We start from the raw sequence: 26,131 nt of genomic DNA, 5'->3' as shown, positions 1-26,131 counted from the left end.
TATAAGAAAGACAAGACATGCAGTAGCAGCAGGACTTTTAGCAGATCTGGCAGGATTATTAACAGCAGTATGGATTTGTAATATAATGTTTAGATAAAAATTTTTGAGGTGATAGTGTGTTAGGGAATAAACTTAAAAAGGGTGACACTTTAGGTATCATTGCACCAGCAAGCTTTACTTCTATAGATAAAGTAGAAAGTGCAAAAGACAACCTTGAAAAAATGGGATTTAAAGTTATTCTTGGAGAAAGTACTAAAAGCAGATGGTTTTCATATGCTGGTCCAGAAGAAATAAGAGTAAAAGATATAAATGATTTTTTTGAAAATCCTAATATAGATGGAATAATTTGTATGCGAGGTGGATATGGTTGTAATAGACTTGTAGAAATGGTGGATTATTCTATGATTAAAAAAAATCCTAAAATTTTTATAGGATATAGCGATATAACAACTTTACATATGGCTATTTTTCAAAAAACTGGACTTGTGACATTTCATGGTCCTATGGCTGTAAGTAATTTTTCTGGTGGATACAATAAAGATACTTATAAAAGCTTTGAAGAAGTACTTATGAATAAGAATGATAAATTGCTATTAAAAAATTTTTCAAAGGAATTAGGAGTGCTTTGTGAAGGAATAGGAGAAGGAGAAATAGTAGGTGGAAATTTAGCTACTTTGATATCAAGCCTTGGAACAGATTATGATGTTGATTATACAGGAAAGATACTTTTCTTAGAGGAAATAGGAGAAAAGACATATAAAATAGATAGAATGCTGAATCAGTTGAAAAAATTTAAGGTTTTTGAAAAAATTAATGGAATCATACTTGGTGACTTTAGAAACTGTCCAGCAGATTCTGAAAATGATATGTCTTTGATGGAAGTATTTAAAGATTATCTTTCGGACTTAAAAATACCTGTAGTTTATAATTTTGAATCTGGACATAGTGAACCTATGATAACTCTTCCTCTGGGAGCAAAGACAAAAATAAATACAACAGTAAAAGAAATAGAGATATTGGAAAAGGTTGTAAGATAATCTATGAATAAGAAAAATAGTATTTCAAAAGAAAAGATAGAAGAAAATACTGTTCTTTTTGTGGCATGTTATATGGGAAGATTGATACTACAAAATGGCGGAGAAACTTATAGAACAGAAGAAACTATAAGAAGAACCTGTGAATACTATGGGATAAAGGCAAATAGCTTTGCCACTTTAAATACTATAATTACTTCAATAGATTCTTCAGATGGAAAGAGATATTCAAAAGTTGATAGAATAGACTCAAGAACTTTGAATTTAGATAAAGTAGACAGGTTGAATCATATAGCTCGAAATCTTAATGAGTATAAAATATCAGAAATAAAAGAAAAAATAATGGAAATAGAAGCTGAAAATAGGATGGATTTTAAAAAAAAAGTATTAGGAAATGTATTGGTTGGCAGTGCATTTGCTATACTTTTTAAGGGAGAGATAAGAGACAGTATTGTAGCTTTTATCTCTACTTTTATCCTTGCATGTGCAGATGAGTTTATAAAAGATTTAAAATTAAATAATTTTTTTATTAATTTTATTGGTGGGGTAATAGCAGCTATAATTTCATTGACATTTTTTAAGTTTAACTTTATAGATGACATATCTATTTCTATAATATCTGCCTTGATGCTTCTCGTTCCAGGAATATCTTTTACTAATTCTATAAGAGATATTATAGCTGGAGATTTTGTTTCAGGAATATCAAGAGGAGTAGAAGCTGTAACTACAGGGATAGCATTAGCTTCTGGATCAGGAATGATACTTTCTATTTTTCTATGATTTATGGAGGGAAGAATGATTATTCAAATAGCTGCAGCAATAACAGCAACTTTAGGATTTGGAATACTTTTTGGATTAAATAGAAAAAAATTATTCTATGCAGGAATAAGTGGTGGGATAGGATGGTTTTTTTACTTAATATCATTAAAAGTAAATTTATCAGAAGCAATAGCGTTTTTAGCAGCTTCTTTATCAATGACAATATATTCTGAAATAATGGCCAGAAAATTAAAATCTCCTGCAATAACATTTCTTATTGGAGGATTTATACCATTAGTTCCAGGAAGTGGTGTTTACTATACTATGTATGGGCTTATAAAAAACGATATGCAGATGACAGTTCAAAAAGGAATACAGACATTTATAGTAGCTGGAGCTATAGCAGTAGGAATATTATTAGGCTCTACAATATGCCAGATATACTTTTCAAAAAAGAAAAAACTTTATTAAGTTATTAATATAGTGCAGCTTAGAAAAACTTAAATTAGGAGGAAGATAATGAAATTATTTGGTACTATGAAAACAGAAAATGGAATACTTGAAATAGGGGGGGTGAAAGTAACTGAATTAGCAAAGAAATATGGTACACCTCTATATATAATGGATCAAGCTCTCATAGAAGAAAATATAATTAAATATAAAAATAATTTTAAAAGCAATAAATTTAATACATCCATTGTATATGCGTCAAAAGCATTTTTATCAAAAGCTATATGTCAGTTAGTTGAAAAATATGATATAGATATAGATGCTGTATCTGGTGGGGAATTATATACTATAAAAGCAAGTGGACTTCCTATGAAAAAGGTTCATATGCATGGAAATAATAAAACTGATGAAGAATTGGAAATGTGTCTTGATTATGAAATAGGAAGTATTATTATTGATAATGAAGAAGAAATTGAAAGATTATCAAAAATATGTAAAGAAAAAAATAAAAAAGTTAAAGTTATGTTGAGAGTAAATATAGGAATAGATGCGCATACACATGAGTATATAAAAACTTCTAAACATTCATCAAAATTTGGAGAATCAATATTTGATGATAGAATAGCAGAAATAGTAGAAAAAATAGTTAAAGATAGAAATATGGAATTTTTAGGTTTTCATTGTCATATTGGTTCCCAAATATTTGATACCAAAGCTTTCCATGAAGGAATTGAATCAATGGTAAAAGAAACTAAAAAAATATCAGAAGCTTTAGGAATATATATTCCAGAAATAAATCTTGGTGGTGGATTTGGAGTATATTATACTGAGAAAGATACAGCAATAGATGTAGAACAGTTTATGAAATCTATGATAGAACATTTAGAAAGAAGTTTAGAAGCTGAAAAAATGAAGTTGGAAAAGGTTTCTATTGAACCTGGAAGAAGTATTGTAGCAAATGCAGGGAGTACTTTATATACAGTTGGAGGAACAAAAACTACTTATGGTGGAGTGAAATATATATTTATTGATGGAGGAATGACTGATAATATAAGACCAGCATTATATCAAGCTGAATACGAAGCTATAGTAGCAAATAAAGCTGATGAAACAGCAGAAGAGGTAGTAACAATAGCTGGAAAATGTTGTGAATCTGGAGATTTGATAATTAAAAATGAGAAATTGGCAAAAGCAGAAGCAGGTGATTTAGTATTAGTAGCAACGACAGGAGCATATGGATATTCAATGTCTAATAACTATAATAAAGCTCCAAGACCAGCAGTAGTATTTGTTAAAGATGGAAAAAGTGCTTTATCAATAAAAAGAGAAAGTTTTGAAGACTTAGTTAAAAATGATGTTTTGATAGCTCTTTAGTAAAAGTTAAATTTTTTTAAATTAGATAGTATTCTAAAAATATGAATTATATAAAAAAATATTTTACTGAAATAAAGAATTAAAATATATAAAATATGAACAAAAAACTATTTATTTTGATTGATGGAACAAAATTGAATAAATTGGTAAAATCATTAAGGAATAAAAATTTCCTAAAGCTTGGAGGAAAAATGAATATTAATACACTGAAAAAAGAAATTGAAAGGGAGAAAAGCTGGCTTATAGATGTCAGAAGGGATTTTCATAAACATCCAGAGCTAGGTCAAGAAGAATATAGAACAATGGAAAAAATAGGTCAATACTTGAAAGAAATGGGAATACCATATAAAGATAAAGTATTTAAAACAGGTATAATTGCTGAAATAAAAGGGGAAGATTCTAATTATACAATAGCTTTGAGAGCTGATATAGATGCCTTGCCTATAAAAGATAAAAAAAATACTCCATATACTTCTGTTAATGAGGGGAAATGTCATGCCTGTGGACATGATGCACATACAACTGTTGCTTTAGGAGTAGCTAAATATTTTTCAGATAATAAAATAATTCCACCTTGTAATATAAGATTTTTATTTCAGCCAGCTGAAGAAACAGTTGGTGGGGCTAAACCTATGATACAAGAAGGAGCTCTTGAAAATGTTAATTGTGTATTTGGATTGCATGTAGATGAATATTTACCAACAGGTCATATTGGAATAAAATATGGAGCAATGAATGCTTCATCTGATACTTTGAAAATAAATATATATGGAAAATCTTGTCATGGAGCATATCCAAGTGATGGAGTGGACGCAATTCTTGCTGCATCTCATGTAATGGTGGCATTGCAATCTATAGTAAGCCGAAATATAGATGCCAGAGAAAGTGGAGTGATTACTATTGGAACAATTCATGGAGGAACTCAGGGAAATATAATAGCAGATAAAGTTCAGTTAGTAGGAACTTTGAGAACATTGAGTCCAGAAGTAAGAAAAGTTATGCTGGCAAAAATAGAAGAAATAGTAACTAATGTTCCTAAAGCTTTTGGAGGAAGTGGAGAGTTTATAAGAGAAGAAGGATATACTGCTCTGATAAATCATGATAAAGAAGTAGATATAATAAGAGAGAATGCTCTAGAACTCTTAGGAGAAAGTAATATTTTTGAAAAAAAGACTGCAAATATGGGAGTAGAAGATTTTGCATATTTTATTGAAAAAACTCCAGGAGCATTTTTTACTTTAGGTGTAAAAAATAAAGAAAAAGGGATAGATGCTCCTGCTCATAATGGGCTATTTGATATAGATGAAGATGCACTTATGATTGGGGTAGAAATGCAGATATTGAATATATATTCAGCATTTAATAAAAAATAAAATTTTGGGGGAGGAAAGTAATGTCAGAAAGAACAGGAACACCTGAAATAAAAAGAAAGAAATATTTTGAAGGAATGAAAATTCCTCATACATATGTAATAATTTCATGTATTGTATTACTCGCATTTATAGCAACATATCTTGTTCCAGCAGGAGTATATCAAAGAGTTCTAGATCCAGTATCAGGAAGAAATATTATAGATCCAGCAACTTTTCAATATGTAGAAAACACCCCTGTAATGTTTTTTTCAATGACACAGCCTAATCTTTTTACATCATTTGTAAAAGGTTTGAAAAATTCAGCAGGAATTGTATTTTTTACTTTTCTAGTATGTGGTTCTTTTAATATGATGCAAAAAACGGGAGCTATTGAAGGTGGGATAGCAAGAATAGCTCTTCTTTTGAGGAATAAAAGTATGCTTCTTATTCCAATTGTTGTATTTGTATTTTCAATTGGAGGAGTTACAATAGGAATGAATACAGAAGCTATAGCATTTGTTCCTTTAGGAATAGTAATGGCAAGAGCTCTTGGATTTGATGCTATGGTGGGAATGTCAATAGTAGCTCTTGGAGCGGGAGTTGGATTTGTTGGAGGATTTGTAAATCCCTTCACTGTAGGAGTGGCTCAACAAGTGTCACAACTTCCTATATATTCTGGAATGGGATATAGAGTTGTAGTATATGTGATTCTCTATATTGTAACTTGTATCTATATAACTAGATATGCTCATAAGGTAAAATCTAATCCAGAGAGCAGTGTAGTAAGAGAATTAGAAAAAAATGATAATTTTAGTATAGATTTTGATACTCTTCCAAAGCTTACTGGGGCACAAAAAATTGTCTTAGGAATATTTTTTCTAGGATTTGGAACAATAATTTATGGAGTACTTAAATATGGATGGGGAACAGATGAACTTATAAGTGTATTTTTATTAATGGGGATATCATCAAGCTTTGTATGTGGAATAGGGCCAAGTAAAGCTGCAGAAAATTTTATAGAGGGAGCTAAAGGAGTTTTATTTGGAGCCTTATCTATCGGAATAGCAAATGCTGTATTAGTAATTTTACAACAAGGTCAAGTAATAGATTCTATATTACATTCATTATCTCAGGCAATTTCTCATCTTCCAGGATATATATCTGTTGTATTGATGTACATAACTCAAATATTTACAAATATATTTATTCCATCTGGTTCAGGACAAGCAGCAACAACAATGCCAATCATGGCTCCACTTGGAGATTTATTAGGAATATCAAGACAGACAACAGTTTTAGCATTTCAGTATGGAGATGGGTTTACAAATTATATAAATCCAACAGCAAGTGGATTAATGAGTTATTTAGCTATAGCAAAAATTCCATATGAGAAATGGGTAAAATGGATGGGACCTTTAATGGGAATATGGTTGTCTATTGGAGCAGCAGCAGTAATAATAGCCTATATAATTGGATATTAAAATAAAATTATAGATTGATAATACAAAAATAATAAAATTTATGAATAATATTACCAATTTTCATATTATCAGAACTGAAAAAATAGAAAGGAGGAGAGAATGAAATTTTCAAAAATGCAGGCAGCAGGGAATGACTTTATTCTAATTAATGGGATGATAGAAAAATCTTCAAGCTGGAATGAAACAGCCAAAAAAGTTTGTGACAGACATTTTGGAGTAGGTGCAGATGGACTTATGTTTTGTGAAAGAAGTTCAAAAGCAGATATAAAAATGAACTATTACAATTCTGATGGTTCAAGAGGAGAGATGTGTGGTAATGGAATAAGATGCTTTGCAAAATTTGTATATGATAATGAAATTGTAACAAAGAATGAATTTTCAGTAGAAACAGATGCAGGAATAAAATATATAAAACTTAATATAGATATTTCAGGAAACATAGAATATCTTAAAGTTGATATGGAAAAAATTGATTTTAGAAGAAAATCAATTCCTTGTACCATAAAAAAAGAAAATATTTTGGAAGAAGAAATTTTTATAAAAAATAAGAAAGTAGTTTTCTCAAGTGTACTTATGGGAGTTCCACATACAACTATTTTTGTAGAAAGTTTTGATGAATATGACGTAAATGAAATAGGAAGACTTATGGAAAAAAATGATATATTTCCTCAAAAAACAAATGTAAATTTTGCTAAAATAATAGGAAAGGATACTATAATGATAAAAACATGGGAAAGGGGAGCTGGAAGAACACTTGCATGTGGAACAGGATGCTGTGCAACAGCAGCACTAGCACATAAGTTGGGAAAAATAAAAGAAAATAAGATAAAACTTATGGCAGAAGGAGGAGAACTTTTCATAGAAATAGGGGAAGATTATAAAATAACTATGTCTGGAAAAGCAGAGACTATATGCCATGGAGAATTTTTAAAGTAAAGGAATACTATTGACTTTAAAAATAATGAAAATTAAAAAAGGTAATTGATGTTGTAAGTGTTATATTTGAATATATAAGTGGATTTTTGAATTATTTCCTAAATAGGAAAAATTTAAATTCTAAATAAAAGCAGTGAGGTGTTAAAAATGGCAGAATTGAATAAGAAAAAAAGTGTATGGGAAGCCTATCGTTTTTCTATTATTTTAATAGGGGCAATAATTTTAGGAAGTATCATTGGAACTGTAATGGGAGAGAAGGCAAAAGTATTTAAACCTTTTGGAGATTTATTTATCAATGGGATGTTTACAATAGTTGTACCATTAGTAATGGTAACTATAAGCAGTTCAATTTCTAGTATGAGTGATATGTCTAGATTAAAAAGTATTCTTAAGAACTTGATACTTATATTTGTTTCAACTGGATTTGTAGCTGCAATAATAATATTGATTATAGTGAATATTTTTCCACCAGCTCAAGGTGTAAATCTCAATATTCCAGCAGCAGAAGCATTAAAACCCTTTCAAACTGGCGATCAGATTGTAAGAGCAATAACTGTTACAGATTTTCCTGAACTTATTTCAAGAAAAAACATGCTTCCTCTTATTCTCTTCTCAATAGTATTTGGGTTATGTGTAAATATGGTTGGAGAAAAAGGAAGAAAAATTGCTGATGGCCTAGATGCATTAGCAGAAGTATTTTTAAAAATGATAAATTTATTAATGTATTATGCTCCAATAGGGTTAGGAGCTTATTTTGCAGCACTTGTAGGTGAATATGGAAAAGAATTAATAGGTTCATACACAAGAGCTATGATAGTTTATTATCCATTATGTTTTGCTTATTTTATTTTTATGTTTCCAGTATATGGATACATAGCAGGGGGAAAAGAAGGAGTAAAATCATTGAAACATCTTCTTTCACCAGCTATAACTTCTCTAGCTACTCAAAGTAGTATAGCTACTCTTCCAGTAAATTTAGAAGCAGCTGGAAAAATTGGGGTTCCTAAAGATATTAGAGAAATAGTACTTCCAATAGGAGCAACAGCACATATGGACGGAACAGTATTTAGTTCTATACTAAAAATTTCATTTTTATTTGGTATATTTGGAGTCCCATTTACTGGAGCAGGAACTTATATAAGTGCTATTCTTCTTTCTATAGTAGGTGGAGTGGTAATGTCAGGAGTTCCAGGGGGAGGTCTTATTGGAGAAATGCTTATAGTAACTATGTATGGATTCCCACCAGAAGCATTCCCTATTATTGCAACAATTGGATATCTTGTTGATCCACCTGCTACAATGATAAATGCAACTGGAGACACAGTAGCAGCTATGCTTGTAACAAGAATGGTAGAAGGTAAGGATTGGATTAAGAAAAATTTAGGATAATCTTATATAGATTTATAAAGGGAATGACTGAAAGTTAGAATAAATTTCTACCTATAGTTCATTCTCTTTTTAATTTTTTGAAATTAATAAAAATTAAAAAGAGAGAATTAAAGAATAAAAATATTACTTGTTAGAGTATATAAACAAAAAAGTTAAATACGTAGAAATGAAGAAAGTAATTATATATTTGAATTGTGATACAACAGTTTTGTTTTATTTTTTCATGAAATTTTTTAAAAAATTATTGTATTATATCAGAAAAAGGAATAGAATATGAAAGAAAATCAATATATTATGGGGGACTTCATTATGAATTCTGAAAAAACTGCAGAAGATAATTTAAAATTACTGCAAAAAGGAAGCGGAAAACTGTATATGCTCTGTTTAGGAGTTGGAGTATTGACAGGTTTTATTGTTTCTATTTACAGATGGGGATTAAGCTATGCCAATCATATAAGGGAAAGTATTTTCAGTCATGAAGATTTGAAAAGTCCAATGTTTTTGGTGCTGGTATGGGGAGGATTTATAGCTATTGGATTATTAGTGGATTTAATTGCAAAAAAATATCCAAAAACATCTGGGAGTGGAATACCACAAGTAAAAGGAATAATTTTAAGACAGCTTGATTATGTAAAATGGGGCCAAGAATTAATTGCAAAATTTATAGGAGGGCTATTTGGAATTGGATGTGGACTTTCATTAGGAAGAGAAGGGCCTTCAGTGCAATTAGGATCTTATATAGGATATGGAGCTACTAAGATTTTTAAGAGAGACTCTGTTGATAAAAAATATCTTGTAACAAGTGGAGCAAGTGCTGGATTAGCAGGAGCTTTTGGAGCACCTCTAGCTGGAGTTATGTTTAGTTTAGAAGAATTACATAAATTCATATCTTCAAAACTTCTGATATGTACTTTTTTAGCTAGTATTGCATCTGATTTTGTTGGAAGAAGAATGTTTGGAATGGAGACAGCCTTTAATTTAATTGTAAACTATCCTAAAGAAATAAACCCTTATCTTCAATTTGGCTTATTTGTTTGCTTTGGTATAATTATAGCATTTTTTGGAAAAATATTTACAATGACTTTGATAAAAGTTCAAGATACATATAAAGGTGCTAAATTACCAAGATGGGCAAAAGTTTCTTTTGTTATGACAACTTCATTTATTTTATGTTTTGTTTTGCCAGAAGTAACAGGTGGAGGACATGAATTAGTTGAAGAGATGGCAGGAGGAAATAGAACTATACAGTTGCTTGCTGTTATATTTATTATAAAATTATTATTTACTGCATTGTCATACGCAACAGGTTTTGCTGGAGGAATATTTCTTCCAATGTTGGTATTAGGAGCTATATTAGGAAAGATATATGGAATATTGTTAGTTAATATACTAGGTGTAGGACCTGAATTTATACCTCATTATATGGTATTAGGAATGGCAGGATATTTTGTGGCAGTTGTAAGAGCTCCTATAACTGGAGCAGTTCTTATTTTAGAAATGACAGGAAATTTTGATCACTTACTTGCACTTGTAACAGTTTCTGTGGTAGCATACTATATAACTGATTTATTAGGATTAGAACCAATCTATGAAATTCTTTATGAAAGAATGCCAAAAGATGTTCCATGTGAAAAATTAGAACATAGTAAAAAAACTATAATAACTATTCCAGTAACTGGGGAGTCCGAACTAGATGGAAAGAGAATATGTGAAATAGATTGGTCTGAAGATGTTTTAGTAGTAGCTATTACACGAAATGAACATGAAATAATTCCAAAGGGAAATGCTAGAATAGAAGCTGGAGATAGAATAACAATACTTCTTCCAGAAAAGAAAGTTCATATTATGAAGGAGAGTTTATATAAATTAGGTACATGTAGTTAATTAAACTTTATATAAAATATCTAAGTGGGGGAATAGGCATGGAATTTAAAGTGGAACATCCAAATTTTGTAGAAAATAAAATAGTTTGGGAAATATCTGGATTAAAAAGTGTTCTTAAGTATAATGGAAATCCTGTTAAATTAAAATGGGGAAAAACTAAATTAATAGATGATCAAGGAATAGAAAGAGAAGTTAAAATAACAGATAATTTCTTTAATTCACCAATGATAGTTATTGATAAAAATGAAAAAATAAAAATAATGGAAAATTATTCCAAAATAGCCTATTTTTTCATAATACCATCATTTTTCTTTTTAATAAAAGGAGGAGTTCTGGGAGCAGTATTTGCTGTAGCTAATATTTATTTTGTAAGAAATACATTTCTTACAAATAAATCCTTGGGAACAAAAATAGCGTTAAGTCTTCTTTCCACTGTTGGAGGAATTGTGGCTTTATTTGTTATAGCAATGATATTCACAATTTTAATAAGAGGATTTTAATTAATTATTAAAAAATGATTCAAAAGTAAAGATGTTAAATTTTTAACTTTTGAATCATTTTTTATAGGAGGGAGATAATGCTTGATTTTAGAATTTATACATTTCTGGAATTATGTAAGACATTAAGTTATACTAGAACTGCTGAAAATCTTCATATGACGCAACCTGCTGTAACCCAGCACATAAAATTTTTAGAAGAATTTTATAAAAATAAACTTTTTTTATATTCAGGAAGAGCCTTGTCTTTAACAGAATATGGGAAATTATTGTATCGATATTTGGTAGCAATGAATTCTGATTCTGAAAAAATAAGAGAAAAACTATTAAATTTTTCATCAAGTAATTATATTTTAAATTTTGGAGCAACTCTCACAATAGGTGAGTATGTGATTCCTAAGGTATTGAGAAATTTTTCTTCTGATTATCCCGAAATAAATGTATCCATCTCAGTAAAAGATACTAAAATACTGCTTGAAAAATTAGAAAATGGAGATATAGAATTTCTTCTAGTAGAAGGATTTTTTGAAAAAACAAAATATGATTCATTCCTTTTTTCAAAAGAAGAGTTTGTTGCAGTATGTTCTAGTAAAAATAGATTTTCTCAAAAAGAATTTAATTTTGAAGAGCTTTTAGAAGAAAGAATTATAATAAGAGAAGAAGGTTCTGGAAGCAGAGATATTTTTGAAAAAATATTGTATGATAACAATCTTTCTATTAATGATTTTACAAAAAAATATGAAATAGAAAATATAAGAATGATAAAAGAAATGGTAAAAAATAATGTTGGAATAACTTTTATATATAAAACAGCAGTTGAGAAAGAGATTAAAAATGGAGAAATTTCAGTTATAAAATTGAAAAATTTTCATGCAGAAAGAGAATTTAATTTTGTCTTTTTAAAGGGTAGTATATATAAAGAAGAATATAAAAACTGGTTTAAATTTATGAAAAAATGCTGAAAATCATTGTTTTCAGCATTTTCTTTTTACACTAAAAATCTATATATACCTATTCCAAAAATTCCAGATACAAGCATTACACAAATTGGATTTATTTTAAATTTCCTAAGAGCTATAACAGCACAAAGAAAGATCATTATTGATATATAATTAATATGTTTTTCCTGAATAGTTATTTTATTTTCAAAGAAAGCAATAAGTGCTATTGTAGTTCCAGCAGAAGCTATAAGACCAACAACTGCAGGACGTAATCCCCTTAAAACACCTTTGATAATTTTGAGATCTCCATATTTAAAATAAAGAAATGTAAAGATCATAACTACAATAAAAGAAGGAGTAATGCATCCAAGAGTAGCAACCAGAGCACCTTTTATTCCTGCTATTTGTATTCCCACAAATGTAGCACAATTTAATGATACAGAACCTGGAGTCATTTCAGCAATAGTTATAATATCTGTAAACTCTTTTAATGTCAGCCATTGGTGAAGATCAACAACTTGGGATTTGATAAGAGGCATTGCTGCATATCCTCCTCCTATACTAAATAGCCCTATTTTGAAAAAGCTTATAAATAAATTTAAATATATCATAAATGTCACCTCTTTTTAAAGATTTTGAGTCTTGAATTTACAACTGCTGGAAATTGCACCAATAAATCCACAAACTAAAACTATAAATATAATATTAATTTCAAAGAAATATACTGCAATAAATACTGCTATTGTCATTAAACTAAAGATTAACTCTTTTCTTTTTACTACATCTTTAGCCAGAGAAAATGTAACATCAAAAATAATTGCTGCAATAGCAGCCTGCATGCCTTTCATTAGAGCATTTATAGTGACATTATCTTTAAAAGATATATAAAAGAATGAAACTATTGATAATGTAATAAGTGGTGGAAGTGCTGTAGCTGTGATAGAGATTAATGTACCTGGAATACCTGCCAGTTTGTAACCAACCAAGATAGATATATTAATAGATAAAGAACCAGGAGAAGATTGAGCAATGGCTATAAGGTTCAATATTTCCTTTTCATCTATCCAATGATATTCTTTTACAAATTTTTTTCTCATAAGAGAAACAATCACAAATCCTCCCCCAAATGTAAACGCACTAAGGTAAAGCATGGTTGTAAAAAGCTTCCAGTAATTTTTTTTCTGTAAAGTTAAAGTTTCCATAATTTACCTCCATTTTTATAATATTTCTTTTATTTCATATACTTATTATATAACTTGTTTAATTATAAAAAAAATAATATAATATTATAAAGTATATAATTTTTTTTATATGATAAGAGAGGTATTTATTATGACATTGAGACATATCAAAATTTTTTTGGCAGTATGTAAATATAACAATGTAACTATGGCAGCAAAGGAGCTCTTTATAGCACAGCCAGCTGCAAGCCTGGCTATAAAGGAATTAGAAGAATATTATGGAATAAAACTTTTTGACAGGATATCCAAAAGACTTTATATAACAGAACCAGGAAGAAAATTTTTAAGTTATGCTTCTCATATAACTTCTCTTTTTGATGAAATGGAAAAAGAATTAAAATGTCATGATTTATTTAATAATTTAAAAATAGGAGCTACTATTGCTACTGGAACATATTTCATGCCAAAATATGTTGAAAAATTTGCTGAAATATATCCAAGTGTAAAAATAAATGTATATATAGAAAACTCAAAAGTAATAGAAAATAAGCTTCTGACAAATGAACTTGATCTTGCTATAATTGATGGAATAATACACTCTGAAAATATTATAAGTAACCCTATTTTGGATGATAAGCTTGTAATAATATGCAGCCCTGAAAATCCTTTAGCACAGAAAGAAACTGTTTCTCTGGAAGAAATAAAAAATCAAAATTTTCTTTTGAGGGAAAGAGGAAGTGGAACAAGAGAATTATTTGACAGTATACTTTTTTCAAGAGGAATAACTATAGAACCACTATGGGAAAGTATCAGTACAAGGGCTCTAGTGATTGCTGTACAACAAAATATAGGAATAGCAGTATTACCTTATTATCTGGTAAAAGAGGAACTTGAAAAGAAAATAGTTTCCAGAGTTAAAATAAAAAATATTAAATTTGTGAGAAAGTTTAATATCATTTATCACAAAAATAAATATTTAAGTTCTTCAGCAGTGTCTTTTATTGAAATGTGTAAAAATATGGAAAAATAAAAAATGAGGGCAATCATAATTTATTATGATTATCCTCATTTTCATTATTTTAAAAGATTATGCTTTTATAGTTTTATCATTAGATTCCATAAAAGTAAGATATTCTTCTTTTGTCATAGCAGGTTTGAAATTTTTAAGGATTCCCTTTCCTATTTCAGCTCCATCAAATAATAAATCTACCACTGTAAGAGCCATAGATTCAGCTGGGGCAAGGTAAGCATATTCTTCATCAATAATAGAGTATCCTCTAGTGTGAAGAGCTCCTTTTACACCACCAAACATTGGATGAAGTGTAGGAATGATATGAGATACATCACCAAAATCAAATGACCCAGTGAAATCTCCCCCATCTATAATATCATCATCTGTAAGACCTATAAAATGAAGATTATCTCTTAAAACTTTCTCCATATCATCATGCTTTAGGATAGGAAGATATCCAGGAAGTTCAGTTATTTCTATCTCAGCTCCAACAGCCATAGCTCCAGCGATAAGAGCTCTGTTTACTTTTTTATTAGCATCAATCATACTATCAATAGTTCTGGCTCTTACATATGATTCCATTCTTACATCAGCAGGAACAACATTAACAATATCCCCACCTTTTGTAATAATTGGATGGAATCTTACTCTATCAGCTTCTTTAAAAGTCTCTCTTTGAGCATTTACATTATTAATAGCAAGCATAGCTGCATTTAAAGCATTTATACCTTCATATGGAGCAGAACCTGCATGTGATTCTTTTCCAATGAACTTAATTTCTTTTCCAATAAATCCATTACTTTCAGGTCCTACAAGTACTTTTTTATCTCCAGTATCAAGTGCATGGAACATGATACTCATATCTACATCATCAAATGCACCTTTTCTGATAAGCTCTTGTTTTCCACCAAAATATTTGATGTGTCCCTCAGCTTTTAATTTACTTCTATAAGCAAGTTCAATAAATTCTTCAGCAGGAGTTGCAATGAAATCTATCTTACCATCAAGTTCTTTAAAAACGCCTGATTTGATAAGTCCTACTGCAGCTCCAAGCATACCAGCAATTTGAACATTGTGTCCACAAGTGTGAGAAGCTCCAATACTGTTGGCATCTGGATGTTCAGAACAAGATATCCCATCAAGCTCTCCAAGAATAGCCACTTTAGGTCCAGATTTATCTTCATTTATTCTAGCTCTGCATCCTGTATAAGCTATCTTTTCTTCAACTTCCAATCCAAGTTCATTTTTGAAAAAATCACTTACAGTTTTTGTTGTTTCAAATTCTTTATATCCAAATTCAGGATTTGAATATATTTTTCTTCCTGCTGCTATTATAATTTCTTTATTTTCTTTAATAGCTGCAAGGACTCTTTCTTTTAATTCATTTTTATTCATAATAACTCTCTTCTCCTCTGAGGCTTTATTTTATAATATACTTCAAAATAGCCTCTGTAGTTTTAAATAAATCATCAGTGACAAGATATTCATTAACAGTATGAACATCATACATTCCAACACCAATGATTATAGAATTGAAACCTTCTTTTGCTAGAATATTGCTATCAGACCCACCACCAATTATTTTTAGTTCTGGGTGAATACCAATCTCTTCATAAATTTTAGCAAATTCTTTAGCAAATTTCAAATCATCTTTTGGTTTGAGAGCTGGATAATCATGACTTTTTTCTATAGTATATTTTCCACCAAATAAGAGAGAGGCATTTTTACATGCTTCTTCATAATTATTTAACATTTCAATAATTTTTTCTTCAGAATGGCCTCTTAATTCAGCAGTAAATACACAACAATCAGAAACTACATTAGTTGGAAAATCAGATTTGATACTTCCTATATTGGAAGTAGTAAATTCATCAATACGTCCTATTTTCATATTAGATATAGCATGAGCAGCTATACATATAGCATTAATTCCTTTTTCAGGTTCTATTCCTGCATGAGCTTTTTTTCCAGTAAATGTAAAAGATATTCCATATTTACTAGGAGCAGTATGAGCAATGAGTCCAGCTTTACCAGCATTATCTATAACAAGCATATTTATAGCTGGTTTCATAGCAGCAGGAACAGAAGTCCAATCAATATTCTTTGCACCAAGCATACCAGCTTCTTCACAAGGAGTTAATAATACAAAAATATCTCTATGATTTAATTTATTTTCTTTAATAGTTCTTAAAACTTCAATGATACTAGCTATTCCAGCTTTGTCATCTCCACCTAAAGTAGTAGTTCCATCAGTTTTTATTATATTATTTTCTATTATAGGATTTATATTTGAAGATGGTTCGATTACATCCATATGAGCAGCTAAGGTTATTCCTTTTTCAGATGAATTTCCTTTGAATTTTGCAAAAATAACAGGAGCATTTCCTCCATAATTTTTATATCCATTATCTAAGTAAATTTCCCCACCAAGCTCTTTTAAAAGGTTTATTAAGTATTCAGCATATATCCCTTCATTATTAGAAGGAGAGTGTATCTTTATCATTTCTATGAAATTTTCTATCATTCTTTTTTTATTCATTTTATTCTCCTTAATTTACAGATTTTTTAGAAAGTTCTTTATCCATTAATTTTTTAGCAAAAGTTATTGTTGAAAATACAGATACTAATGTTACTATAAATGATGGATTTCCTGGAATAAGAGCTACTAATTTTGTCATAATAAGAGATACTGCTAGGGCAAATATTGCAGTTTTAGGTGATTTTATAGCAAATTGTGCAAAAACTCCTCCAAATAATGCTGGAATAATTAAACTAAGCATAGTCATAAAAGAAACAGGTAATTTTGATAAAAGAGTTTGCCCAGCAAAAACAGAAAGGAGTAAAAATACTATTCCTATCCAAATAGAAACTCCAATACCAATAGTTCCCATAATAGCCCCTTCTTCAGTTCCTGATTCATATTCAGCAGCTTCCTGAGAAGCTATTGCAGCAGGTATTCTCATATTGACAAGATTTCCTGATAAGAATCCCATATAAAGTCCAGCTCTGCCAACTATTGGATAATAACTGATAGGTTCACTGAAATAAAAAGCACCAGAAACAGACATTTGAGAAATAGCTCCAGCCATTATAGCAGCAATTCCAGGATTAAAACCAAAATAAAATGTCATTACTAAAGGTGGAAGTAAAGTTGCTACTAATCCTAAAACCATTGTTGATCTGCCGATTTTTGTTATACTTTCAATATAGTTATTATAAATACTCACTTAAATTTCCTCCTAGTCACTCATAGTTTTAAAATGCTATTGTAGCTATTATAGCTCCACCAAACATTGCAATAGTTAAAGCCCATTCTTTTAACCAACTAAATTTTTCCCCTACTTTTAAACAAATAATCATTATAATAAGTCCAGAAACAGCAGATAAAGTAATGTTTGGATTTGTTGTAACTTTTAGATAATTTCCTATATTGAAATAAGCAAAAGAACCAAGCATAGCTCCAAGTCCTACAGCAGGGAGAAGAGCTTTTCTTCCACTAGTAAGCAGCCCATTTACTCTATCCATTTTATGGGCAAAAAGGAAAACAAATATAATCCATCCCATAGATCCTAATGCCATTGCCCAAAGAGCATTTGTGAATACAAGAGGTGTCATGTGGGTAGAAAGTTCTGAACCCATTGCCTGAGCACCAAAATTAGCAGCCATAGCTTCAAAATTAGAGCCACCAATGACACTAAGTCTAAGAGCAGAAACAGGAGATCCCATTGTGACAAGAAGAGCTAAAAGACTTCCAACAACTCCAAGAGCAGGACCAATACTTGCAATTGCAGCTGTTTTTATTCCTCTATTCATTCTCTCTTTAGGAATTCCCATATCTTTTCCAGCTTGAATAGACTTTTTAATAATTAGAGCAGATTGGATTAAAACTATGATAATTCCAATTGAACATATTAACCAAATTAAAGGATGGTTAGCATAGATCATGTGATTTAAATTTTCCATTTTATCTCCTTTTTATTATATAGTATTTTAAACTTTTTAGTAATTAGTTATATAAATGTAGAAACTCCTAAACCAATAGGTAATCTTAAAATATACCAGATAATCATAAGTGTAGTAAGAGTTATGAGAATAACTATAGAATAAGGAAGAGTTAAAGAGAAGATAGTTCCAAAACCAGCTTCATCTATTTTTTTTCCAGTTTTCTTTTCTTTTTCAGAATTGTATTGAGCCATAAGACCTATAATAACAGTTATTGCTGGATGTAAAGGAGAGATTATATTAGTTGCAGAATCTCCAATCCTATAAGCAAGCTGTGCATAGGCAGGATTAACTCCAATCATTCCAAATACAGGAACCACCATAGGAGCCAATAATATCCATTTTGTAGATGCAGAAGTCATAAATGGATTCATCATAGCAGTAAGAATAACTACCAGAATAAGAAGAAATAGAGGTCCAACATTGGCAGCTTTAATAAGTTCAGCCATTTTTATAGCTATTATTCTTAAGATGTTACTTTTATTTAAAAGATCCATAAATAAAGCACAAGTAAGGAAAGTAACCATCAATGGAGCAGATTTTTTTGCTCCAGCTTGGAGAAGCTTAGAAACATCCTTTCCACTGGCTATTTTTTTGATTCCTATTCCATAGCTAACTCCTATGAAAAGAAATAGGAAAAATAAAATAACTACAATAGATGAAAGTAATGGTGATTTAGGTAAAAATCCTCCAGCAGCATTTCTAAAAAAAGCTCCTGATGGAAGAGTTAGAGTAAGCATAATAATTACAAAAGAAATAAAACCATACATCCCAAATTTTAATCCTCTATTTTCCAAATCAGAAAGTTCATATTTTTTTAACATAGAATCATCAGCAGTTTCCTCTTCTGGAAAAAGTCTCATTATAAACTTCTCAGTGAATATTGTAAGAACTACAGTAAGAACTACTGTAGCAGCAGCCATAAAATAGTAGTTACACAAAGGGTTGATATCTAAATGAAAACCTGCGTCTACAGCTACTTGTTCAGTAATACCAGCTACAAGTGCATCTGCTCCAGCTACTAGGAGACTAGCACAATATCCGCCATTACAAGCTGCATATCCAAGCATTATTCCAAGAATAGGACTTCTGCCTATTGAAGCAAAGACAACTCCACCTAACGTAAGTGTAAGAATAACTCCAGCATCTGACATAACATTAGCATTTACACATGCAAAAATAAATACAGCAGTTACTACGCCTTTAGGAGCTTTTAATAGATATTTTCTCATAACAGAGTCAAAAAATCCAGTTTCTTCAACTACTCCAATAGCCATCATCATAATAAGAACAAGTTTTAAAGATGGAAAATTTACATAAGTAGTAGGAAAATCAGAAACAACTTGTCTCAATTTATTGAAAGTAAGTAAATTTTCAATTTTCACTACAGTGAGAGCTTCTGCACCTTTTTCCATAAAAGAGGCTTCTACACCCATTTTTGATAAAATAAGAGATATAATTAAAGTAAAAATAGCAAATATTCCAAATAAAATAAATGGGTCAGGTAATTTATTTCCGACTCTTTCTACAGTTTTAATAAAAGTTGTCATTTTGGTGCTTTTAACATTTCCTTGTGTCATAAAATCCTCCTTTAGATATTAAAGTCTTGTCTTTAATATGTCCTTAATTTTTTAGTTAAATAGTTTATACAATTTTTTTTAATATTTGTCAATATATTTTTTTCAATAAAAAAAGTAATTGTTTTTATTAAGAACAATTACTTTCAAATTTATACTTTTAAAAATTAAATTTTATTTTTCTTCGAGGTCTTCCAGCACCAGGAGTATTTTCAAATTCAGCTTCTTCTCCATAACCATTTTCAATGATTTTTTTTAATAAACGATTGACACTTCTTTCACTAATTTCAAATATTCCAGCAAGTTCTTTACTGGAAAAAGTATTTTTACCATATTTTTTTATAATAGATTTTAATTTTTCTAAATAAGTAGAGCTGATACCTATTTTTTTTGAAAGTTCAAAAATATCTTTATTAACAGAATCACTATACTGAAGCATATTTTCTGTCAATAGAGGTCCAGAAACATTTTTTCCATCATAAAAATATATTTCATTTTTATTTTTTGAAAGGCTAAGTTTTAAGGCTTTTCTTCCATGAGCTTCAGCTTGCAAAATAGTTTGTCCTTCACCAATTCCTACTCCTGCATAAAAATCTTTTTTTGAGGTATTTTTAATAAGAGCAGTAATTGTTTTCAAACTTTCTTCTTCCAATAAAAGACCTTTATTAGCTAAGATATAATACTCTTCATTTCCAAGAAATTGTATATTTCCTTGAATTTCTCTAGTATATTCTAATAATTTAGTTTCAAAGGTATTTTTATTTTGTAAAGTTTTTTGAGTAAGTTCTGAAATATTTTTCTTAACAAGTTTAATTATTTGAACTCCAATACCTATTTTTTCAAGTTCTTTTATTTTTGCCATTAACTCAAGTTTTTTAAATTCTAATTTTATTTCAGTGTTGGTTGCTTGTAGCCTATAAACTGGAATGTTAAGTCTCTTTAAATAATAATAAATATATCCAAATGCTGTGATAATACAATCTATTTCTTTTGTTTTCAGTTTTTCAAGATAATTTTTAAGGTATTCTTCTTCAGTTTTAGAATATTCATATTCTTGAAGATAGTAATTTTTTATTTGAATTTCATATTCTTCAAGGATATCTTTCAATGTTTTTTCTTCAATAAGATCCATACCTATTCTTAAATTATCTATAGACTCATAATCTTTCTGAAGATACAAAAAAGCCTTAATTATTCCCATCTCTCCTCTTTTGGTGTAAACAATGGTTTTGTCAGAAAGATCTGTTTTAAGATTTAGAGAAGAATAAACTCCTATCCCTGTAAGATATATTCCATCTACATCATTTTCTAATTTTTGAATAAGAGGAATCATTTCTTCAATTTTTTCTTTTGGATATTTTAAGAAGTTTGCATTTTTATACTCAGAAGAAAGAATATTATATATTTTTTCAACAGAGTCAGGAGCACCAATAATAGCTATTTTCATCAAAATTACCTCTTTAGAAATTAAGTTATTGTATACAGTGAATTATATCATATTTTTACTTAAAAGAATTGAGATATTTTATTAACAATTATAATTTTTTTTAAATTCTCTAATTCGTAATTTATAGAAAGATTAGTTTTTTAATTTTTTATGTTAAAATTATTTTTTCTTTAAATATATTATTATTTTATATAACTTTACAAATTGCTTTTTTAGCCTCTCTTAATGTAGGAGTTATTTTTATATTCTATTCAAACATACTTGAAATATCTCCAGTTAAAACATCTATAATTTCATCATTATTAACTATAAACCATTCACCATCGGATTTTTCTAATGTAACAATAATATCAGTTTCTATATATTTTAAATCATTTCGTTTTTCTAATTCTATAAAAAATTTAGTTGCCTTTTCTTCAATTTGTTCATCAGTTATTTCATCAGAAGTGGAAGATTGATATTCTTCTATATATTTTCCTACATCAACAGCTTTTATACTTAGGAGTATTTCAGTCGTATTTTTATTTTCAGTTATATTTTTAATTTTATAAGTCATTTTTTTAAAAACAGGTGCTATAACATTTGTTTCAACATCTGTAGATTCAATCATTTTACCTGTTTGAAATTCTTTTAAAGTACTTTCGAGAAATCTTTGAGCTTCAGAAGCACCATAAATTGATAATGATACTAATAAGAAAATTATTAAAAAAAGTTTTGTCATAAATTTACTCCTTTTTGCAATGTATTATTTATTTTATAATATTTGGTTCAAATACAACAAGTAAAGTAGAACCACTAAGTTTTAAAGTTACCCTGGAATATCCTATTTGTGTTTTTCCTCTTTCTATATTCTTTTTAAGTTTTCCATTTAAAAATTCTTGCATTTGATTTTGTGTATTACTGGAGTTTAAAATGTTATTAATTACTAATGAATATTTTTTTAAATCTTTTATATCCTGCTGATTAAATTCCACATTTTTAATTAAAGCCACTGTTTTTGAGTGTTTTGTTTCTCCTTTTGGTGAAGATAGATAGATTGAAGTTAACTCACTATTTTTTTCTTTAAAATTACATTCTAGTTTAAATTTTTTCCAAGTAATAACTCCAACATATTTACCACTTTTAGTAATTCTAGGTTCTTGTTTTTCAAATTTTATTTTAGGAAAAGCTTCCTTTAAATAACTATAAAATTCATCATAATTAATGGAGTAAGAAATTTCATTTTTAACCCTTGAAACATCATTTTTTGTTTTGTATATTTCTTTTTGTCCACAGGCTCCTAAAATTAGCAATAATAAAAAAATTAATATATTTCTTTTCAATAAGATCACTCCTTAATTATTTTTTATATTTATATTAAAATTTTCTAAAAGGTTACTAGTCTTAAAATAAATAATAAAGCTTATATTCTTTAATTATTATATCATGAATTTATTAATTTAAAATCTCTATTAATTAAAATAAATTTTAGGAATTTTTTATTAAAAAAATTTTTATTGAAATATCATTTAGTATTTGCTTTAGTGGAAATATTACAAATATAGACATAAATAATAGTTTGACATAAAACTAATTTCATGTTAAATTAAGGGATAGGTGATGAAATATGAAAAATGAAGTTTTTGGAAATTCATTATATAGTTATCTCTCTAGGGCCCACCATAGGAGCAGAATTTTTATGGATGAAGAGCTGAGAAAAAAGGGAATAACAGATTTAGGATATTCTCATATAAGGATAATTATAGTATTGTATATTTTTAAAACTCTTTCTATGAAAGAAATATCAGAAAAAATATCAAAAGACAAGTCAACAGTATCTATCCTTGTAAATAAGTTAGAAAAAAAGGGATATGTGAGAAAAAGAGTTTGTTCTGAAGATAGAAGAGTGATGTATCTGGAATTGGGACAAAAGGCAGAAGAAGTTATAGGAGTCATTTTTGATGTATCAGAGATATTTCATAAAAAAGTAGAACAGATACTTGAAAAAGATGAAATAAATACTTTAAAGAGAATAATGTCAAAACTTTTAGAAAAATGGTAGAATTGTAAAATGTAACAGGGAAGTTTTTAGGAGGAACATAATGAAAAGTAAACATCAATTTATGGGAACAGAAAAAATAACAAAGCTTTTGGTGCAGTTTTCACTTCCAGCTATAATAGGAATGTTAGTAAATGCTTTGTACAGTATAGTTGACAGAATATATATTGGGAATATAAAAGATGTAGGACATTTTGCAATTGCAGGTGTTGGTCTTACTTTTCCTATAACAATTTTTGTATTTGCTTTTGCTGTGTTGATAGGGCTTGGAGGGGCAACTAATATATCTTTGAGTCTTGGGAGAAAGCAAAAAGATGAAGCAGAAAAGTACTTGGGAAATGGAATAGGGTATGGAATAATTATTTCATTGATAATAGCAATTTTTGTATTATTATATATGGATAAACTAGTAGCAATATTAGGTGGGAGTGAAAATACAAGTAAATATACAAGAGAGTATTTATGGATAGTAGCATATGGATTTCCTGCAACAATAGTTGGATATGTAGCTAATGCAGCTATTAGATCAGATGGGAACCCAAAAATGTCAATGGTTACTCTATTAATAGGAGCTATAATAAACATAGTGCTTGATCCTATTTTTATATTTGGAATGGATATGGGAGTAGCTGGAGCAGCTTGGGCTACTATTATTTCACAATATATTTCAGCAGCTTGGACTATATTTTACTTTAAATCAAGTCTTAGTGGACTTAAATTACATTTTAAAAATATGAAACTTCAATGGGGAAAAATTAAAAATATTATGGCTTTAGGGTCATCTCCATTTGCACTACAAATAGGATCAAGTTTGGTAAACTATACTTTCAACAGTACATTAAAAGTATATGGGGGAGATAATTCAATTGGTGCAATGGCAATTATTCAGGCAATAACTATATTTCTTGCTATGCCTATATTTGGAATTAATCAAGGAGTTCAGCCAATACTGGGGTATAACTATGGAGCAAAACTTTATTCAAGAGTAAGAGAAGCACTTCGTAAAGCTATACTTGGAGCCTCTGTAATATGCATGATAGATTTTTTGACTATTCAATTTTTATCAAAATATTTTATATTTATATTTACAAGAGAAAAAGCCTTGTTAGACATAGCATCTCATGGACTTAAAATAAATACAATTATGTTTCCTATAATAGGATTCCAGATAATATCTTCTGTATATTTTCAAGCAGTAGGAAAACCTAAGTTGAGTCTTTTTATAAGTCTTTCAAGACAGATAATAGTTTTAATTCCTTGTATAATAATAATGTCAAGAATGTTTGGATTGGCAGGAATATGGTTTGCTGCTCCAACTGCTGATTTAATTGCAACAGTATTAACATTTGTTCTGATAAAAAGAGAAATGAAGCAATTAAAACAACTGCAAATAGCTAGAGAGGAAGAACTTATATTGGCTGAGGAAAAGTAAAAAGAAATAGAGATTGAAATAATCTTAAAAAAGTACTAAAATATAGATACTAAAATTATATAAGGAGTTGTTATTAATGAATAATTTAGTTGAAAGATTTCTAAAGTATGTAAAAATTGATACAGATTCAGATCCTTTGAGCAAAACATGTCCAAGTAGTAATATACAATGGAATTTAGCAAAAATAATAATAGAAGATTTGAAAGAATTAGAACTTGAAGAAATATCATTAGATGAAAATGGATATATAATGGCTACACTTCCATCGAATTGTGACTTAGATATCCCAACTATTGGATTTATAGCACATATGGATACAGCACCTACCTACAATGGAAAGGGAGTTAGTCCAAGAATTATAGAAAATTATAATGGAGAGGATATTGTTTTAAATAAAGACTTAGAAATAATTCTCTCTCCAAAAGATTTTGAACATTTAAAAAATTATATAGGACAAGATCTTATAGTCACAGATGGAAAAACTTTATTAGGAGCAGATGATAAAGCTGGAATAGTTGAAATAATTGAAGCTGTAAAATATTTGAAAGATCATCCTGAAATTAAGCATGGGAAAATAAAAATTGGATTTACACCAGATGAGGAAATAGGAAGAGGAGCTAATCTTTTTGATGTGAAGAAATTTGATTGTAAATTTGCTTATACAGTAGATGGTGGAGAGATAGGGGAATTAGAATATGAAAATTTTAATGCAGCTTCAGCTGTGATTAAAATAAAAGGTAGAGATATTCATCCAGGAACAGCCAAAAATAGTATGATAAATTCAATTCTTATAGGAATGGAATTAAATTCTATGCTTCCAGTAGAACAAAGACCAGAATATACCGAAAACTATGAAGGTTTTTTTCTGCTAAATGATATGAAAGGAACTGTAGAAGATACTTCAATGAATTATATAATTAGAGATCATTCAATGAAAAAATTTAATGAGAAAAAAATTCTTATAAAAGATGCTGTGGAATATTTAGCTAAAAAATATAAAGATGCGCAAATAGAAATAGAAGTAAAAGACAGTTATTACAATATGAAAGAAAAAATAGAACCAGTAATGTATGTAATAGATCTTGCTCATAAATCTATGGAAGAACTTAATATTAAGCCTTGTATTAAACCTATAAGAGGAGGAACAGATGGAGCAAGACTTTCTTATAAAGGACTTCCGTGTCCAAATCTTTTTACAGGTGGACATAATTTTCATGGAAAATATGAGTATGTGTGTATACAGTCAATGGAAAAAGCAAGAGATCTTATCGTAAAAATAGCTGAAAATTTAGTGAAAAAAAATTTTGAAGAAAAATAAAAAAGAAATTGAGAGCCTAAGTCTAAT

25 protein-coding genes are annotated in these 26,131 nt (G+C 28.9%); 15 read left to right on the top strand and 10 right to left on the bottom strand.

Features of this window, described 5'->3' with window-relative positions; translation table 11 throughout:
- Positions 1-116 precede the first annotated feature (116 nt).
- The 11 genes from E6771_RS09040 (at position 117) to E6771_RS08990 (ending at position 12,118) form a co-directional block, all read left to right on the top strand.
- Complete coding sequence (locus E6771_RS09040; RefSeq protein ID WP_316090966.1) at positions 117-1,037, top strand: LD-carboxypeptidase; 921 nt, start codon at positions 117-119, stop codon at positions 1,035-1,037.
- Between the two features lie 3 nt (positions 1,038-1,040).
- Positions 1,041-1,814: a threonine/serine exporter family protein gene (locus E6771_RS09035; protein ID WP_316090965.1), complete on the top strand. Its 774-nt coding sequence runs from the start codon at positions 1,041-1,043 to the stop codon at positions 1,812-1,814.
- A gap of 15 nt (positions 1,815-1,829) precedes the next feature.
- Positions 1,830-2,264, top strand: a complete 435-nt coding sequence (locus tag E6771_RS09030) for a threonine/serine exporter family protein (protein ID WP_316090963.1) — start codon at positions 1,830-1,832, stop codon at positions 2,262-2,264.
- A gap of 48 nt (positions 2,265-2,312) precedes the next feature.
- On the top strand, positions 2,313-3,617 hold the full coding sequence (gene lysA / locus E6771_RS09025) for a diaminopimelate decarboxylase (RefSeq protein ID WP_316090962.1): 1,305 nt from the start codon (positions 2,313-2,315) through the stop codon (positions 3,615-3,617).
- Between the two features lie 191 nt (positions 3,618-3,808).
- Complete coding sequence (locus E6771_RS09020) at positions 3,809-4,990, top strand: M20 family metallopeptidase (protein ID WP_316090961.1); 1,182 nt, start codon at positions 3,809-3,811, stop codon at positions 4,988-4,990.
- Positions 4,991-5,010: 20 nt separating this feature from the next.
- Positions 5,011-6,450: a YfcC family protein gene (locus E6771_RS09015; RefSeq protein WP_316090959.1), complete on the top strand. Its 1,440-nt coding sequence runs from the start codon at positions 5,011-5,013 to the stop codon at positions 6,448-6,450.
- A 99-nt stretch (positions 6,451-6,549) separates the two neighbouring features.
- On the top strand, positions 6,550-7,386 hold the full coding sequence (dapF, locus tag E6771_RS09010) for a diaminopimelate epimerase (RefSeq protein WP_316090957.1): 837 nt from the start codon (positions 6,550-6,552) through the stop codon (positions 7,384-7,386).
- Between the two features lie 147 nt (positions 7,387-7,533).
- Positions 7,534-8,775 (top strand): dicarboxylate/amino acid:cation symporter, encoded by a 1,242-nt coding sequence (locus tag E6771_RS09005; RefSeq protein WP_316090956.1) that lies wholly within the window; start codon positions 7,534-7,536, stop codon positions 8,773-8,775.
- A 309-nt stretch (positions 8,776-9,084) separates the two neighbouring features.
- Positions 9,085-10,659: a ClC family H(+)/Cl(-) exchange transporter gene (locus E6771_RS09000; protein WP_316090954.1), complete on the top strand. Its 1,575-nt coding sequence runs from the start codon at positions 9,085-9,087 to the stop codon at positions 10,657-10,659.
- Positions 10,660-10,697: 38 nt separating this feature from the next.
- Complete coding sequence (locus E6771_RS08995; protein ID WP_316090953.1) at positions 10,698-11,159, top strand: hypothetical protein; 462 nt, start codon at positions 10,698-10,700, stop codon at positions 11,157-11,159.
- Between the two features lie 77 nt (positions 11,160-11,236).
- Positions 11,237-12,118, top strand: coding sequence for a LysR family transcriptional regulator (locus E6771_RS08990; RefSeq protein ID WP_316090951.1), 882 nt, complete (start codon positions 11,237-11,239; stop codon positions 12,116-12,118).
- 26 nt (positions 12,119-12,144) lie between these two features.
- On the opposite strand, the gene E6771_RS08985 is transcribed toward E6771_RS08990, so the two are convergent.
- Together E6771_RS08985 and E6771_RS08980 are read right to left on the bottom strand one after the other, a co-directional pair.
- A complete protein-coding gene (locus E6771_RS08985; RefSeq protein ID WP_316090949.1) occupies positions 12,145-12,708 on the bottom strand; it encodes a chromate transporter in 564 nt (187 codons plus the stop codon).
- 15 nt (positions 12,709-12,723) lie between these two features.
- Positions 12,724-13,299 (bottom strand): chromate transporter, encoded by a 576-nt coding sequence (locus E6771_RS08980; RefSeq protein ID WP_316090948.1) that lies wholly within the window; start codon positions 13,297-13,299, stop codon positions 12,724-12,726.
- Positions 13,300-13,429: 130 nt separating this feature from the next.
- Here E6771_RS08980 and E6771_RS08975 point away from each other — a divergent pair, with 130 nt between their 5' ends.
- Positions 13,430-14,308 (top strand): LysR family transcriptional regulator, encoded by an 879-nt coding sequence (locus E6771_RS08975; RefSeq protein WP_316090946.1) that lies wholly within the window; start codon positions 13,430-13,432, stop codon positions 14,306-14,308.
- 57 nt (positions 14,309-14,365) lie between these two features.
- On the opposite strand, the gene E6771_RS08970 is transcribed toward E6771_RS08975, so the two are convergent.
- From E6771_RS08970 to E6771_RS08935, 8 genes are all read right to left on the bottom strand, one after another.
- Entirely contained in the window at positions 14,366-15,685 is a 1,320-nt protein-coding gene (locus E6771_RS08970; RefSeq protein ID WP_316090945.1) for an amidohydrolase, read from the bottom strand.
- Between the two features lie 25 nt (positions 15,686-15,710).
- Positions 15,711-16,829 carry a M20/M25/M40 family metallo-hydrolase gene (locus E6771_RS08965; protein ID WP_316090943.1) on the bottom strand — a complete coding sequence of 373 codons (1,119 nt, stop codon included), beginning with the start codon at positions 16,827-16,829 and terminating at the stop codon, positions 15,711-15,713.
- Positions 16,830-16,839: 10 nt separating this feature from the next.
- The gene (locus E6771_RS08960; RefSeq protein WP_316090942.1) at positions 16,840-17,517 is read right to left on the bottom strand and encodes a hypothetical protein; all 678 of its coding nucleotides are present in this window, start codon (positions 17,515-17,517) and stop codon (positions 16,840-16,842) included.
- A 28-nt stretch (positions 17,518-17,545) separates the two neighbouring features.
- Positions 17,546-18,253 carry a DUF5058 family protein gene (locus E6771_RS08955; RefSeq protein WP_316090941.1) on the bottom strand — a complete coding sequence of 236 codons (708 nt, stop codon included), beginning with the start codon at positions 18,251-18,253 and terminating at the stop codon, positions 17,546-17,548.
- Positions 18,254-18,300: 47 nt separating this feature from the next.
- A complete protein-coding gene (locus E6771_RS08950) occupies positions 18,301-19,872 on the bottom strand; it encodes an AbgT family transporter (RefSeq protein WP_316090940.1) in 1,572 nt (523 codons plus the stop codon).
- Between the two features lie 157 nt (positions 19,873-20,029).
- Positions 20,030-21,316, bottom strand: coding sequence for a hypothetical protein (locus E6771_RS08945; RefSeq protein ID WP_316090939.1), 1,287 nt, complete (start codon positions 21,314-21,316; stop codon positions 20,030-20,032).
- 247 nt (positions 21,317-21,563) lie between these two features.
- Entirely contained in the window at positions 21,564-22,037 is a 474-nt protein-coding gene (locus tag E6771_RS08940) for a hypothetical protein (protein ID WP_316090936.1), read from the bottom strand.
- A 28-nt stretch (positions 22,038-22,065) separates the two neighbouring features.
- Positions 22,066-22,638: a hypothetical protein gene (locus tag E6771_RS08935; RefSeq protein WP_316090934.1), complete on the bottom strand. Its 573-nt coding sequence runs from the start codon at positions 22,636-22,638 to the stop codon at positions 22,066-22,068.
- Positions 22,639-22,922: 284 nt separating this feature from the next.
- Here E6771_RS08935 and E6771_RS08930 point away from each other — a divergent pair, with 284 nt between their 5' ends.
- The 3 genes from E6771_RS08930 (at position 22,923) to pepT (ending at position 26,104) form a co-directional block, all read left to right on the top strand.
- On the top strand, positions 22,923-23,357 hold the full coding sequence (locus E6771_RS08930; protein WP_316090932.1) for a MarR family winged helix-turn-helix transcriptional regulator: 435 nt from the start codon (positions 22,923-22,925) through the stop codon (positions 23,355-23,357).
- Positions 23,358-23,397: 40 nt separating this feature from the next.
- Entirely contained in the window at positions 23,398-24,786 is a 1,389-nt protein-coding gene (locus tag E6771_RS08925; RefSeq protein ID WP_316090931.1) for an MATE family efflux transporter, read from the top strand.
- 76 nt (positions 24,787-24,862) lie between these two features.
- On the top strand, positions 24,863-26,104 hold the full coding sequence (gene pepT / locus E6771_RS08920; RefSeq protein WP_316090930.1) for a peptidase T: 1,242 nt from the start codon (positions 24,863-24,865) through the stop codon (positions 26,102-26,104).
- Positions 26,105-26,131: the final 27 nt, after the last annotated feature.

It is taken from the genome of Fusobacterium sp. (genome assembly GCF_032477075.1).
Taxonomy (GTDB): domain Bacteria; phylum Fusobacteriota; class Fusobacteriia; order Fusobacteriales; family Fusobacteriaceae; genus Fusobacterium_A.
The sequence above is the reverse complement of the archived record's forward strand: the minus strand, read 5'-3'. Positions and strand labels throughout refer to the sequence as shown.

What these genes read in the sequence shown, in the direction of transcription:
- E6771_RS09035 (WP_316090965.1), top strand. Translation starts at nt 1,041, where the DNA reads ATGAATAAGAAAAATAGTATTTCAAAAGAAAAGATAGAAGAAAATACT.
- E6771_RS09030 (WP_316090963.1), top strand. Translation starts at nt 1,830, where the DNA reads ATGATTATTCAAATAGCTGCAGCAATAACAGCAACTTTAGGATTTGGA.
- lysA (WP_316090962.1), top strand. Translation starts at nt 2,313, where the DNA reads ATGAAATTATTTGGTACTATGAAAACAGAAAATGGAATACTTGAAATA.
- E6771_RS09020 (WP_316090961.1), top strand. Translation starts at nt 3,809, where the DNA reads ATGAATATTAATACACTGAAAAAAGAAATTGAAAGGGAGAAAAGCTGG.
- E6771_RS09015 (WP_316090959.1), top strand. Translation starts at nt 5,011, where the DNA reads ATGTCAGAAAGAACAGGAACACCTGAAATAAAAAGAAAGAAATATTTT.
- dapF (WP_316090957.1), top strand. Translation starts at nt 6,550, where the DNA reads ATGAAATTTTCAAAAATGCAGGCAGCAGGGAATGACTTTATTCTAATT.
- E6771_RS09005 (WP_316090956.1), top strand. Translation starts at nt 7,534, where the DNA reads ATGGCAGAATTGAATAAGAAAAAAAGTGTATGGGAAGCCTATCGTTTT.
- E6771_RS09000 (WP_316090954.1), top strand. Translation starts at nt 9,085, where the DNA reads ATGAATTCTGAAAAAACTGCAGAAGATAATTTAAAATTACTGCAAAAA.
- E6771_RS08995 (WP_316090953.1), top strand. Translation starts at nt 10,698, where the DNA reads ATGGAATTTAAAGTGGAACATCCAAATTTTGTAGAAAATAAAATAGTT.
- E6771_RS08990 (WP_316090951.1), top strand. Translation starts at nt 11,237, where the DNA reads ATGCTTGATTTTAGAATTTATACATTTCTGGAATTATGTAAGACATTA.
- E6771_RS08985 (WP_316090949.1), bottom strand. Translation starts at nt 12,708, where the DNA reads ATGATATATTTAAATTTATTTATAAGCTTTTTCAAAATAGGGCTATTT.
- E6771_RS08980 (WP_316090948.1), bottom strand. Translation starts at nt 13,299, where the DNA reads ATGGAAACTTTAACTTTACAGAAAAAAAATTACTGGAAGCTTTTTACA.
- E6771_RS08975 (WP_316090946.1), top strand. Translation starts at nt 13,430, where the DNA reads ATGACATTGAGACATATCAAAATTTTTTTGGCAGTATGTAAATATAAC.
- E6771_RS08970 (WP_316090945.1), bottom strand. Translation starts at nt 15,685, where the DNA reads ATGAATAAAAATGAATTAAAAGAAAGAGTCCTTGCAGCTATTAAAGAA.
- E6771_RS08965 (WP_316090943.1), bottom strand. Translation starts at nt 16,829, where the DNA reads ATGAATAAAAAAAGAATGATAGAAAATTTCATAGAAATGATAAAGATA.
- E6771_RS08955 (WP_316090941.1), bottom strand. Translation starts at nt 18,253, where the DNA reads ATGGAAAATTTAAATCACATGATCTATGCTAACCATCCTTTAATTTGG.
- E6771_RS08950 (WP_316090940.1), bottom strand. Translation starts at nt 19,872, where the DNA reads ATGACACAAGGAAATGTTAAAAGCACCAAAATGACAACTTTTATTAAA.
- E6771_RS08945 (WP_316090939.1), bottom strand. Translation starts at nt 21,316, where the DNA reads ATGAAAATAGCTATTATTGGTGCTCCTGACTCTGTTGAAAAAATATAT.
- E6771_RS08940 (WP_316090936.1), bottom strand. Translation starts at nt 22,037, where the DNA reads ATGACAAAACTTTTTTTAATAATTTTCTTATTAGTATCATTATCAATT.
- E6771_RS08930 (WP_316090932.1), top strand. Translation starts at nt 22,923, where the DNA reads ATGAAAAATGAAGTTTTTGGAAATTCATTATATAGTTATCTCTCTAGG.
- E6771_RS08925 (WP_316090931.1), top strand. Translation starts at nt 23,398, where the DNA reads ATGAAAAGTAAACATCAATTTATGGGAACAGAAAAAATAACAAAGCTT.
- pepT (WP_316090930.1), top strand. Translation starts at nt 24,863, where the DNA reads ATGAATAATTTAGTTGAAAGATTTCTAAAGTATGTAAAAATTGATACA.